We start from the raw sequence: 12,200 nt of genomic DNA, 5'->3' as shown, positions 1-12,200 counted from the left end.
TCGGAGCGCTGAACTTTGTCTGAACACCGCCCGTCGAACCCTCCGGACACGCCGAGGCGCACCCCCGCCCCGCCGTCAGCGGCGGACGAGGGACGCGGGGCGTCGCCCGCCACAGACAGCACCCGCTCGTAGGGTTGGCACTCTACTTTCCGCAGTCAATCAATCGCCACCCGTAATCGCGCGGATCCTGATGAACCCCTCCGCGCTCAGGATCCGTATCCAGGTCTGGGCGGGCGACGTGGTGCTCAGGAGGCAGACGGAGGCCCAACATGGCGTCGCTGTGGTGGGTAGCGGCGGGTGCCCCCTCGCGACGAACACTGGGATACCGGGCGGGTCGCGTCCCTCCGACGCGCCCTGCACCTCAGCCAGAAGCGACTCGCCCGAACGCCTCGGCGTCACGGCGCAAACGGTCAGGAACTGGGAAGAGGCAGAACACGCCCGACAAGAGCGTCCGCGCGAGCCTCGACCGCCGCGCCACAGCGGCGGTTTCACCCGCTGCCGGTGAGAGACAGGACGGCGACTTCATCGACCCGACGACTGGGCGGGGAGAGCAACCACCGGGCCACCGGACGATGGGCTCGCCCACTGGCGAGCGGACGATCAAGAACATCGTCCACGACGTGACCAATCAACCGATTCGAATTGCGCAATCGCTGCCGCGCGGTGACGTTCGCGCTGCCCACTGGCACTCCCACGATGAAAGCCGGCGAGGCATGTGGGTCGAGGTGGCGGGATGCACCGTCAGGGCCGGCAACGAACGAAACCGGCCCCTCCCAGAGGCGGGAGGGGGCGGTTTCGCGTCGGCGCACCGGTGCCAGGCTGCGGCGGCGTCGGCTCGTCAGGTGGCGGGGTGCTGCTGTCAGGCGGCTTGGTCGTCGCGGGGGATGAGGTTGGCGACGGCGTCGGCGCTGCCGCGTTCGAGTTCGAGGATGACGCTGGTGTAGGTATCGGAGGTCAGGCCGATCGTGGAGTCGCCCAGGGTTTCCTGGACTTCTTTCATGTCGGCGCCGCCGTGGCGTAGGTAGGTGGCGGCGCAGCGCAGGTCGTGCAGCCGCACGGGCGGCAGCCCGGCCTTGGCGACCAGGTGGTCGAAGCGGTCGCTGATGGTTTGGGGGTGCCACGGCTTGCCGTCGGGGCGGACGAAGAACAGGCCGGTGCTGGGCCAGTCGGTTCCGTTGACGCTCTGCCAGCGGCGGCGCATGTCGAGGTAGGCGCGCAGGACGGCGATGGTCTTCGGGCCGAGGGGGACCATCCGGTCACCGGCGTCGTTCTTCACGGGGCGGGTGATGGGTGTGTAGCCGACGGTGGTGATCTGTTCGACGACGGTGAGGTAGCCGGCGTCGAGGTCGACGTCGTGGTCGCGAAGCCCGCACGCCTCCGCGCGGCGCAGGCCGCGGTGCAGGATGAGCAGGAACATCGCGTAGAGGACGATGTCGTGGCGTTCGGCGTGGTCGAGGAACCGCCCGACCTGTGCGGGCATCCACACCATGACCGGGCTGGGGCGTTTCCCGGTGGCTTGCCAGTGTTCGACCGCCTTGGCGGTCCAGACCCGTGCCTTGGGTCGTTTCGCTTTGGGTAGTTCGACGCCGAGGGCGGGTTGGTGGGGATCAGTTTGGCGCGGACGACGGCGTCGTTGAGGGCCTTGCGCAAGGTGCCGTTGAGCCGTTGGGTGCTGGACGCTTCCATCGGCCGGATGCCTTTGACCGTCGCCCGTACGTCGGGGTCGGTGCTGTCGCGGGCGGCGCGGATGGCGTCCTGCTGGTGGCCGATGGCGGTGAACATGGCCTCGATGTGGGCGGTGCGCAAGCTCTGGATGGGGATCTTTCCGAGGTGAGGGGCCAAGTGCAGGCGTGTGGTCGGAGTAGCCGCGGACGGTCTTTTTCCGCCAGCCCGCGCCGTCCTTCCAGCCAGGCGGTGAGGGTATTCGCCGTGGGTGGTGGGAACGGAGGCGGGCACGCCGGCGCGGATGCGGGCAGCCACCGCGTCGCGGTCGGGCAGCGCAGTGTCGGGCCGGCAGGCGTGCAGCAGGTCTGCGACCTGGATGGCGAGGTCGTGGTCGCCGTCGGCGAGGTCGAGTAGGGCGCGGGCGTGGCGCAGTTCGGCGTTGGCGGTGTCGCGGCTGTCGAAGCCGGAGCGGCGCAGTTGCCGGCGCGGCTGCGTGGGCCGGATGGGCAGTTCGATCTGGTGGCCCCCACACGCCGTGGGTGGGGTGCCAGCCGCCGCCGGGGCGGCGTAGCTTCGGGCACCGGCTGCCGAGCCGCTTGCCGGTGTCCGGGTGGGTGCAGGTGCAGCGTTTGGTGAGGGCCCTTTCGGGGTTGCGGGCGCGGGTCACGGTTCCTTCTTTCCGTCGCCGCCGCTGTGCGGCGGGTCGATGCTGCTGATTTCGTGGTGGTGATCGACGCTTCGCATGCCGCCCGGGGTCAAGTCGCCGGGCGGGCGCTGCAGGCCGAGGGCGGTGAGGATGCCGGCGACGGGCACGATGTAGCGGGCGCCGACGCGGATGACCGGCACGGGGAACCCGCCGGTGCGGGCGAGTTCGTAGGACAGGGCGCGTCCCAGGCCGAAGACACGGCCGGCGGTGGGCAGGTCGGTGATCACGCCGAGCGCGCGGATGTGCTCCTCGCTCCACACCCCGCCACCGCTGGCGGGGGTGCTGGGCGCTTCTGCGGGATCGATGTCGTGGCTGGTCACGGTGAGTACTCCGAATCGTCGAAAGGAAAAGGAGAGTGAGATCAGGTCGGACCGGTGTGGGCCTCGCTTGCAGCGGACCATCACCCCGCCATCACGCGTACTGCCGTGCCGGCAGTACGCGTGATGGAGTCCTCGCTCAGCGTTGGTAGGTTGCGCTTGTGAATCACGTTCGGGCGGCGCTCTACCTCGACTTCGACAACGTGTTCAGCGGCCTCTACAAGTTGGACCCGGACGTGGCAGTTCACTTCGCCGAGGATCCGGGGAGATGGCTGCGCCGGTTGGCGACGACGGCCACGACGGATGGCGGGCGGCGCTGGCTGGTCCTGCGCTGCTACCTCAACCCCGCAGGCTGGGTGTACCGCACAGACCCGGGGGAGGAGCAGCCACGGCTGTACTTCTCGAAGTTCCGGCCCTCGTTCGTCCGCGCAGGCTTCGACGTGATCGACTGCCCTCGCTACAGCAGCACGAAGAACGCGGCCGACATCAGGATCGTTGTCGACGCCGTCGACGCGCTGTCCGCCGACACCCGGTACGACGAGTTCGTCATCGCCTCCGGCGACTCCGACATGACCCCGTTGCTGCAACGCCTGCGCCGCTCCGACCGGCGAACCATGATCGTGTCACCGGCCGACGCGGCCGAGGCCTTCACCGCGATCGCCGACCAGGTTCTCGACAGTCAGCAACTGCTGGCCTTGGTGCAAGGCGAGTCGGTCGACCTCGACGACGAAGCCGACAGCGAGGTGGAGACCGGGTTCGACGACCGTGTCGTCGCTGTCGAGGGTGACGCCCCTGCCTCTGGCCAGAGTGAGGCGTACGAGGCCTTCCGGTCGGCGCTGACCCGGGAGTACACCACGGCGACCGAGCCGTTGAACATGGCCGCGCTCGCCTCCCGGCTGCGGGCGCAGCTCGGTCCGTCGGTCAGCGACAGCAACTGGTTCGGTTTCGGCAGCTTCGTTCGCGCCATGGCGAGCCTGACGTTGCCGAACCTGCGGATGTCGCAGCACCTGCTCTGGGACACCAGCCGCCACCCGGCTCCGAAGGCCGCTACCGCGACGCCGCAACGCGTTGTCCTGCCGGATCCCGTCGAGCGCTTGGGCGACCAGCTCGATCTGCCGCGAATGCCGCAACCCTGGTGGCCGGCGATCTACCGGACCCTTGCCGAGTACGCCCAGTCCCAGCGGTTCAACCTGACCCAGTGCACCAGCTGGGCCCGAGACCATCTTCGCGAGCAGGGGCTGCCGGTCAGCCGCAACGCCGTCGGGTTCGTCGTGCGGGGCACGTCGTTCGGTGGTTGCCCGTTGCATCGCCAGCCCCCACCGACAGCCGACGAGATTGCAACAGCGTTCGTCGGCAACGTTCTCAGCCGCGCCGACGCTGCCGAAATCACGTTCTCCGACGAGGAGATCGCGACGGTCCACGCCTGGCTGGGCGCACCACCTGACAACAGCGCCGAGCAGGTAGGCCGGACGGAGAAGCCTTCGTAGGGTGTTCCACCCTGCGGCGACCGCTGGTCACCGGCGTTGGGGGTGTTCGGGGGAAAGCTCGACTGGTTCGACGTGCTGACCGGGTGTGTAGACGACGACGACGCGAGGGCGGTCCATTGCCTGGGCCGACACACGCATGGAGGCGGGCCGCCAGGTGTTGCGCCTTCTAGAACGTGGTGTCTCGCTGGATGACGCGGTGGACAGCGTGGGTGTGAGCCAGCCACGCCAGGAGATGCGGCGGTGACATTGCAAGTCGAGACTCGATACCTGTACGGGTACGCCGCCCAACTGGACGCCAACAAGGACGACGCGCTGGTCACCATCGAGCAGTACTGCCGACAGCACTGCCTGAACTTCGACGGTTTGGACGGGACGCTCTACCCGGCGCGGTGGGGCATGGACAGACTGGCGGACAGCATCCTGGAGATGTGTGACGCCGCGAAGCGAGGCATGTGGCTCACCGCCTACGACCTCCGAAAGGCCGCACAGGCGTACGACACTGCCGACGTGGCCTCGGCGGAGCAGTTGTGGACCGCGGGCCGTGCCTGGTCGATGCCCAGCGGCCACCGGGAGCGCGACGTAGCAACCTACGGCGTCTACTCCACCGGCGCGGACGTGGCACCGGTCGCCCCGCCGTTCAAATCAGAGGTCGGCCAGGTCAAGGACGCCGTCTACCAGCTGTTCGGCACCGTCAACGACTGGGTGGCCCGCATGACCGGCTTCGACCTGCTGGAGAAGCTGATCCCGCTGCTGCTCGGCGACTCCGGAGCGGTACGACGCGTGGGTGCCGCCTGGGGCGAGATGGAGCACGCGTTCCGCGCGGTAGCTCGCGACATCGACTACGGCATGGACGTGTTGTCGACGCACTGGAACAGCGAGCTGTGCGGGGCCGGAGGCGCTTCCGGGGCCTTCGACTACCACATCCGGCAGCGGTGGAAGCCGGCGTTCGAGGCGGTGGCGCAGGCCTGCGACGCCGGGCAGCAACTGTATGAGCTGGTGGCCGTGGAGTACGAGTACACGGTCAACGCCCTGCTGTTCGCGCTCAACTTCTACTCCCAGCGGTTGAAGAAGGCCATGAAGGCAGTCATGACCACGACCGACTGGAAGAAGTTCCTGTGGAACCTGTGGCAGATCGTCTCCACGCTCTGGCAGTTGATCGTTGACGCATACGACCTGCTCGCCAAGCAGATGGTGGCGTTCAAGGAGGGGATCGAGATGCTGGTTGCCAACCTGGTCACCCTGCGGAACCTCATGCGGGGCGACTTCGACGCCCTCAAGACCCTGTAAGGCGGAGCCGTGCAAAACGTGACAGGCTGCGACGGTAGGACGTGGCGGGTAGGACGGCGTCGCCTTGCCTGGCAACCGCGCATGCCGCAGTGGGTGAGGAAGCTGTGGTGGGTGGCCGACGGGTTGTCCGATCCGATCACCGGCCTGTTGGCCCTGCTCGCCGTCGTGGCAATGCTTCCAGGGCTTGTCTGGTACGGCCTCAACTGGCTGGCATGCCTGTCGGCCACCCCATTCGCCTGGCTCGGGCGGGTCGCCTTCGGGCGGCCCGTTCCGGTCGTCGCCTACCCCGACGACGAGAGACACGTTGAGTACTGGGGCAGCGCCGACGGCATCGCTGCCGCAAACGAACTCGTCCGCCAGGTCGTCACCGAGATCGGTGACCGAGGGCAGCCGCTGTCACTCACGGCACCAGTCACCTCAACCACCATCGGACAGGAGATCGCGGAGAAGCCGGTGATCGACCGAATCACATCACGCTTCCCGAAACGAGGCTGAGCCAGTCGCGCAGGGATCCGTACGGGCCGGTTGATCGAGGCCGCCCGACGCTGACGGAAGGCGACACGGCGTGGCGAGCGGGGCTGGCAGGAGTGGTTGATAGTCCTCGCCACGCCGCCTTGATCGAGTAACCGCGGTGCCGGACCGGATAGCGAAGCCGATGGAGAATCGCTGACTTCGGTTTGGCGCCGCATGTCCGCGGATGTTGCGCCGATCGCGACCACCTGCTTGTGCTGCGGTGGCCGGTGCGTTCGTCGATATCGATCCACGTCGGGATCGCAGGACCCCGCTGGCTACGTGATGCGATTCGTGTCGGCGGGGCTTCAACAGTTGGGCGTCTCGTGTCTCCAGCCGACGTTGGCGGGGCGTCGGCCAGTGGCGACATAATCCACGACGACAAACCGGGCGGTCGCTACGGATACTCGGGCGAGAGCGGCGGGAATCTCCAGCAGCCCGGTGTCCGGTGACTCGTAGACGGTGATGGGCGTGTCCGGGTCGAGTTCTGCGGCGTAGGTGTTGTCGGGCAGCCAGCGCAGCGCCGCCCGGTCCGCGTCGATGTCGATGTCGATGCGCAGTGCGGGCTGGTCGTGGGTGCCGACGGTGAGGGTCTGCCCGCAGCCACCGTGGGGCATGATCGACTCGATCTGCTCGTCGAATCGGCGACTGGTCTTCTCGGCGTTGGTCAGCTCGTAGGGATGGCCCTGGTAGTCGCGTAGCAGCAGCGTCATCGGGTGATCCTTCGTCCGGTGCCGACGTAGACACGGTGCCACCATGCCGCGCCGGCGTCGCGAGTGACCCACACGCCCAGGCGGCTTCCTTGCGGGAGGATGGCGGGCAATACCTTGTCGCAGGTCCAGGGATAGCTCTGGTCGCGGTCGTTGGTGCCGCAGACAGTGTTGTCGACTGCGAGGTCTGACTCGGTGCTACCCGTGAGATGCATGCGCGCGGCGGCCCTGGACTCCACATGATCGTAGAAGGTGACCGGCGGGCCACGCAGTCGATCGTGGTCTAGATCGGCGGCGATCGACCGGTCGCCTCCTCCAGACGTTATCTCCTCGCCGTTGAACAACCCCACTGTGGGACGGGTACGGCCCGCGAGACGCGCTTCGAAGCGGCCGACGACAGCGCGCAGGCTGTCCGGCAGAGCGCCGGGACCGCACCGCTCCCAATCGGAGCCGACCGGCCGAGGGACTTCATCAGGCTGCCGAGGGGACTGCACGGCCTGGTCACCATGCGGAGACGGTGCGGGCGCGGCGGGCAGCCCGTTGTCGGTTTCGGCTCGCTGTCGTGCCGAGGCACCGACGCCGCAACTGCTGGTTCCGCGGCCTGCTGATGGGCGACACCAACGTCCGACCGATGACGGCCGAGAGGCGACGTGGCCGGCCACGATGCAAGCCGTGGAGTGATGGATGGCCTCGCCCGCTGTTGCCGGCGGACCATAGGCACTGCCGATCGGGTCGACTCTTCACGAATCCGCGCCAATCCCTTCACAAGGATGACTGTCGATGGACATGATCCCTAGAGATAGTCGTTTTTCATCCGCTGTCGCGAGGAGGCCCGCCATGCGCGTGACCCGAGAATCCCACCGATCCCCGTTGCGGCGGCGTGTCGCCGCGACGGTCATCGCCGTCGTCGCTGGTGCGGGCATGGCGACGATCAACGCTCAGCCCGTCTCTGCCACGCCCCCGGGCATCCCGTCCAAAGCGACCGCCCAGTCGCAGCTCAACGCCCTCACGGTCGCGGCGCAGGGTTCGATGACCGGGTACTCCCGTGACTTGTTCCCGCATTGGATCACCATCAGCGGTAGCTGCAACACCCGCGAGCAGGTCCTCAAGCGCGATGGCACTTCTGTCGTGGTGGACAGCTCCTGTGCGGCAACGTCGGGACGGTGGTACAGCCCGTACGACGGCGCGACCTGGTACGCCGCGTCCGACGTCGACATCGATCACGTCGTGCCTCTGGCCGAGGCGTGGCGCTCCGGTGCCAGCTCGTGGACGACCAGCCGCCGGCAGAGTTTCGCCAACGACCTGTCCCGCCCGCAGCTGATCGCGGTGACGGACAACGTCAACCAGGCCAAGGGCGACCAGGACCCATCCACCTGGCAGCCGCCGCTGTCGTCGTACCGGTGCACCTACAGCAAGATGTGGATCACCGTGAAGTACAGCTGGGGGTTGAAGCTCCAGTCGTCGGAGAAGTCCGCACTGCAGAGCATGCTCAACACCTGCGCCTCCTGACCGCACTCAGCGAGGACCAGCCACGAGCCATGGCCGGAGGCCTCCCACAGGAACCAGCCAGTTGGGTGGGGCCGGCAGGCTCATCCCGTGCTGGATGTGAGGGGCCGATGTTCGACGGGATGAAATCGACCGAAACAGTGTCTTGAGTGGCACGTCCGGGCAAATCCACGTCGAGATTGGCAGCGGCTGGTCGGAGCTGATCCCTGACTGATGACTACTATGCGGGAGGCGGCTCCGGTCAACGCGCCAACGCGAGAGTGACCTGCGCGGGCAGCTCGGAAGTGGGCTGGCGTGGTTTTGTTGATGTCGACCTGAACGGGGTCGTCGATCCTTCCGGCTACACCTACTCGGTCGTCAAGAACCTCCCGTGTAGCCCCTGACGCCCCAACCACCGTCCGAAACCAATGGGCAGCGACGCTCGTCTCGGTTAGAGCATGTGTCTCAGCCACGCGTGGCAGGCCGCGAATGCGCCGGTCACGCCGTAGTTGGTGGTCAGGGTGGCACGGTTCGCCTGAGGAACACCAGAGACGGTCACAGGGGCTCGGCAGTGAGAGAGGTGAGCGGTGTGGAAGTCGGTTGGCGCCCGCACCCGGACGCCGTCAACGATCGGACGGATCTTCTCCCTGTCGAGCCCGGCCGCGTCGTAGGCATTGGCGCCATCTGCGATCTGAGGCCGCAGCGCCTCGACGAAGCGGATACGCAGAGCTTCTCCGTCAGTGAGTTCGTCACGCTGGAAGATGGCCGGCGCGTGATCCTGCACAAGGATCGCGGCTTCACCCTCGGCTGGAGATCAACTGACCCACGTTCTGGTGCTGTTCCGGTCGGCGAGACCCGGGACAGCATCACCCAAAACGTGTTGAACGTCGTGCTTCCCGACGATGAGGAAGGCGCCGAGGACCACCCTTGGTCGTGGCTGGCCGACCTCGCTCGGGCACGCGGCCTGAATGTGACCGCGGAAGACCTGCGAGGCCTTCCGTACGAGGTGGTTCTCACCGACAAAGTGACCCAATGGCTCGCCCCCACCTGAAGCTCGACTGCATCCAGCCACGACGACCATCCCAAACCCGGGGCCCGGCCCCGCCGACCGCCGAGCTTTTCGAGCGCGGGCCGGGTTTCGAGAGTTTCGAGAGCCGCCTACGCGCGGGCGCGCGAAGCGCCCCGACCCCATGAGTGGCCGCCAGCCCAAGAGCGCCGCCACAACAAGCGCGGGCGCGTGAAGGTCCACAAGTTCCGGGAAGAGGCCCACAAGCCGGGTGGCGAACCCCCTGAAGTAGGCCGCGGAAACGCCGCACCCGCGTGCCGCTGGCGTGGCGCGGCTGGGGTGCGCGGTGAGCGTCGTACGGTGCGGGCGTGACGAAGTCTCGTGCCCGGCGGCAGGCCGCCGCCGACGCCACGTACCGGCGAGCGCTGAACCTGCCGACGAACGGCGAGCTGCCCAAGCAACTCGGCGCCACCGGGGCCAGCAGCACCTCCGGAGCCGGTAAGGCGTCGCGCAAGCCTCGCCCGAAGAAGACCACGGGCAAGAAGACGGCTGCGGCCGCCGGGAAACGCCGCGGCGCGGGCACCCAGCCGCGCGCGAAGCAGACCACCGGCGTCGCGGCCAGCTTCGCCGGCACCTGCGTGACGTGCGAACGCGGCTACCCTGCCGGAGCCCGGCTCGGGAAGGTGACCGAGGGTTGGGCGCATGTGGCCTGCGCCGAGGCGGTCCGCGAGCGGGACCGGATCCTGCGTGGGGAGACGTTCGCCGCGCGCAAGCCGTCGGACTGGCGACTCGGTAAAGGCCCCTCGTCGGCCCGGGTTACCCGATAACCACCCGAGGACCAGGAGGCCAGCCCGGATGGCGCGGCGCAAGATGATCTGCGAGCGGTACGAGGAAGGCGAGTCGGAGTTCGGCAACAGCCTGGACGCCGGTCAGTACTTCGCCGCCGTTGCGTGCGAGGAGCTGCCCCGGGAGGTGCTGCGCGACGACCGCAGCGTCACGCGCGGGTACGCGGTCGGGTTCGGCCAGTGGTTCTTCTTCCCCGCGATCGAGCCGGCGCTGGCGTTCGGCCGGGCCGCCCGCATGTCCGTGGACTGCCCGGCGTACGGGGTGTACGAAGCCGCCCGGGAACTGCAGTTCTGCCACCGCCACGGCGTCGACGAGCGGGTTCTGCTCCTCACTGGCGAGAGCGTCGACCGGCGGCCTGGCGAGGTCGAGCACCTCAAGCGGTTCGTCCAGGGCGTGAAGGAGAACGCCTGGTCCGCGCACTGGCACCCGCCCACTGGCTACATCACCGACCACGTCAACGGCCGGACGCTCAAGACCCGGCGGCGTTCCCTACCGCTCTGACAGACCACGCCGCCTGTCCGGGGTTGCCGTTTGCTTAGGACCCGAACGGCAACCCTGGCCGCTCTCACAGCGCAGGTCAGCCCCGCTGTGACAGATTCCGGTCGACAGGCGACTGACACTGTCTGTGTCACCGGAAGGTGGCCATAGGGGAGCGAGATCGCGGGAGAGGGCGGTGCTGCGTGTCCGACCGGGCGTTCGTGCAGCGGCTGCGGACCTCCGGCGGCCCGTCGCACGAGCTGCTGGTCTTGCTCGGTGAGCACCGCATCCTGACCACGGACCAGCTGGCCTGGGCCACCGGCGCGCCGGTCCGCACGGTCCGGCACCGCCTGGACCGGCTGCGGACCGCCAGTCTGGTCGACGCGGTCCGCCCGGGCCGGGAGTCCGGGTCCGCGCCGCGGCACTGGTGGCTGCGCATCGCCGGCGCCCGTCTGGTCGCGGGGACCGCCGCCGCGCCGGGCCGGCAGCGCCCGTCCGGGCTGCACGTGGCGCACGCGGCGGCGATCGGCGAGGTGTGGCTCGCGGTCCGCGACCACGGACCGGCCGCCGGCCTCGCCCTGCGGCGCTGGTGGTCGGACCGGGCCGGCTGGCAGGAGTGGGAGTCCACCAGGTCGGGCAACGGCACCCGGACCCGCCGGCTGACCCCGGACGCCGTGCTGCTGGTCGACGTCGACCACGCCGGCGTGATCGGCACCGCCGCGGCGTTCGTCGAGGTCGACCTGGCCACCATGAGCCAGGCGGTGCTGCGGGAGACGGCCTACTGGGACCGCGTCCGCCAGTTCGCCGACGTCTGCGCCGCCGGCGAGCAGGTTGCCCGACTCCTGGATGCCCCCGCCGCCGCGCAGCTGCTCGCCCACTGGCCGCCGGCCACCCGCCACCGACTGCTCGACGACGACCCCGACGTCGTCGACGCGCTCCTGGCATGGTGGGCCGACCGCGACAACCCGGTCCTCACCGACCACGCCCGCACGGTGCTGGTCGACCGGCACGCCGCGGCGTGGACCGCGCAGGCCGAGCAACTGCTCGCCGCGACCGGCCACGGCGACCACCCCCGGCTGCGCGCCGCCGCGGCCGCGTTGCAGACCGGACGGCTGCTTGACGGTACGTGGTCGACCAGCTGCGCCGGCCGCCCACGCGCACCCAGGAGCAGGCCCAGGAGGCGGCACTCGAGGACTACCGGGCCGTACGCGACGACCAGGTCGCCGCGGTCTGGGCCGCGCTGGGCTGGCGGGCCCGCCGCCGCACCACCCCCGCCCAACTCGGCGCCGACCACGACCGCGACCACCTGATCGTTGCGACACCTGCGCGATCGCCTACCCACGCCCCGACCCCGCCGGCCCCGACTGGCACACCGGCGAGCACTGCCCCCACTGCCACGCCGGCACCCCGCTGCCGTACGCCGACCGCGACCAGGTCCCCACCCTCGACGAGCGGCTCGCCGCCATCCGCGCCCGCCTCGCCACCGGGGGCAAGGCGACCTTGCCCCCACCCCGCCGCCCGGGCGCCGCGCCGACCGCTACCAGGCCGCTACCAAGGCGGTAACGTCGCCGGCGAGCATTCCGGCCTCGCCGTAGCTTCCGAACCAAACACAACTCCAACCCTGGTCAGGGGCCCTGCGCGAACGCCTGGAGCCCAGGATGGTTATCCCATCTTTGACCAGCGCTGGAGTTGTTCTTGGTCCGG

The 12,200-nt window shown here is 69.1% G+C and carries 14 protein-coding genes; 10 read left to right on the top strand and 4 right to left on the bottom strand.

Translation table 11 applies throughout. From position 1 onward, the window contains the following. Positions 1 to 859: 859 nt before the first annotated feature. Positions 860 to 1,480: a site-specific integrase gene (locus AB0L34_RS29835; protein WP_363708525.1), complete on the bottom strand. Its 621-nt coding sequence runs from the start codon at positions 1,478 to 1,480 to the stop codon at positions 860 to 862. Between the two features lie 213 nt (positions 1,481 to 1,693). Here AB0L34_RS29835 and AB0L34_RS29830 point away from each other — a divergent pair, with 213 nt between their 5' ends. After that, on the top strand, positions 1,694 to 1,834 hold the full coding sequence (locus tag AB0L34_RS29830; RefSeq protein WP_363708523.1) for a hypothetical protein: 141 nt from the start codon (positions 1,694 to 1,696) through the stop codon (positions 1,832 to 1,834). A 95-nt stretch (positions 1,835 to 1,929) separates the two neighbouring features. Next, on the top strand, positions 1,930 to 2,079 hold the full coding sequence (locus AB0L34_RS29825) for a hypothetical protein (RefSeq protein ID WP_363708521.1): 150 nt from the start codon (positions 1,930 to 1,932) through the stop codon (positions 2,077 to 2,079). 249 nt (positions 2,080 to 2,328) lie between these two features. Here AB0L34_RS29825 and AB0L34_RS29820 read toward each other — a convergent pair whose 3' ends face one another. Then, positions 2,329 to 2,691, bottom strand: a complete 363-nt coding sequence (locus AB0L34_RS29820) for a DNA-binding protein (protein ID WP_363708519.1) — start codon at positions 2,689 to 2,691, stop codon at positions 2,329 to 2,331. 158 nt (positions 2,692 to 2,849) lie between these two features. On the opposite strand from AB0L34_RS29820, the gene AB0L34_RS29815 reads away from it, so the two are divergent. The 3 genes from AB0L34_RS29815 (at position 2,850) to AB0L34_RS29805 (ending at position 5,957) form a co-directional block, all read left to right on the top strand. Then, on the top strand, positions 2,850 to 4,175 hold the full coding sequence (locus tag AB0L34_RS29815; RefSeq protein WP_363708517.1) for an NYN domain-containing protein: 1,326 nt from the start codon (positions 2,850 to 2,852) through the stop codon (positions 4,173 to 4,175). A gap of 240 nt (positions 4,176 to 4,415) precedes the next feature. Then, positions 4,416 to 5,462 (top strand): hypothetical protein, encoded by a 1,047-nt coding sequence (locus tag AB0L34_RS29810; protein ID WP_363708515.1) that lies wholly within the window; start codon positions 4,416 to 4,418, stop codon positions 5,460 to 5,462. Positions 5,463 to 5,573: 111 nt separating this feature from the next. Beyond that, the gene (locus tag AB0L34_RS29805; protein ID WP_363708512.1) at positions 5,574 to 5,957 is read left to right on the top strand and encodes a hypothetical protein; all 384 of its coding nucleotides are present in this window, start codon (positions 5,574 to 5,576) and stop codon (positions 5,955 to 5,957) included. 323 nt (positions 5,958 to 6,280) lie between these two features. Here AB0L34_RS29805 and AB0L34_RS29800 read toward each other — a convergent pair whose 3' ends face one another. Together AB0L34_RS29800 and AB0L34_RS29795 are read right to left on the bottom strand one after the other, a co-directional pair. After that, the gene (locus AB0L34_RS29800) at positions 6,281 to 6,685 is read right to left on the bottom strand and encodes an Imm1 family immunity protein (protein WP_363708510.1); all 405 of its coding nucleotides are present in this window, start codon (positions 6,683 to 6,685) and stop codon (positions 6,281 to 6,283) included. After that, positions 6,682 to 7,032, bottom strand: a complete 351-nt coding sequence (locus AB0L34_RS29795) for a DddA-like double-stranded DNA deaminase toxin (protein ID WP_363708508.1) — start codon at positions 7,030 to 7,032, stop codon at positions 6,682 to 6,684. The genes AB0L34_RS29800 and AB0L34_RS29795 overlap by 4 nt, the downstream gene beginning before the upstream one ends. A 571-nt stretch (positions 7,033 to 7,603) precedes the next feature. Between AB0L34_RS29795 and AB0L34_RS29790 the strand changes: the two genes are divergently transcribed. The 5 genes from AB0L34_RS29790 (at position 7,604) to AB0L34_RS29770 (ending at position 11,806) form a co-directional block, all read left to right on the top strand. After that, positions 7,604 to 8,191, top strand: a complete 588-nt coding sequence (locus AB0L34_RS29790; protein ID WP_363708527.1) for an HNH endonuclease family protein — start codon at positions 7,604 to 7,606, stop codon at positions 8,189 to 8,191. Between the two features lie 556 nt (positions 8,192 to 8,747). Next, positions 8,748 to 9,218 carry a hypothetical protein gene (locus AB0L34_RS29785; protein WP_363708506.1) on the top strand — a complete coding sequence of 157 codons (471 nt, stop codon included), beginning with the start codon at positions 8,748 to 8,750 and terminating at the stop codon, positions 9,216 to 9,218. A 323-nt stretch (positions 9,219 to 9,541) separates the two neighbouring features. Continuing rightward, complete coding sequence (locus tag AB0L34_RS29780; RefSeq protein WP_363708504.1) at positions 9,542 to 10,000, top strand: hypothetical protein; 459 nt, start codon at positions 9,542 to 9,544, stop codon at positions 9,998 to 10,000. A gap of 28 nt (positions 10,001 to 10,028) precedes the next feature. Then, positions 10,029 to 10,520 carry a hypothetical protein gene (locus AB0L34_RS29775; RefSeq protein ID WP_363708502.1) on the top strand — a complete coding sequence of 164 codons (492 nt, stop codon included), beginning with the start codon at positions 10,029 to 10,031 and terminating at the stop codon, positions 10,518 to 10,520. Between the two features lie 179 nt (positions 10,521 to 10,699). Then, positions 10,700 to 11,806 carry a replication-relaxation family protein gene (locus tag AB0L34_RS29770; protein ID WP_363708500.1) on the top strand — a complete coding sequence of 369 codons (1,107 nt, stop codon included), beginning with the start codon at positions 10,700 to 10,702 and terminating at the stop codon, positions 11,804 to 11,806. Positions 11,807 to 12,200 lie beyond the last annotated feature (394 nt).

Origin of the sequence: Micromonospora sp. NPDC052213, assembly GCF_040679695.1 — a bacterium.
Classification (GTDB): domain Bacteria; phylum Actinomycetota; class Actinomycetes; order Mycobacteriales; family Micromonosporaceae; genus Micromonospora.
This window is presented reverse-complemented; position numbering and strand designations above follow the sequence as displayed.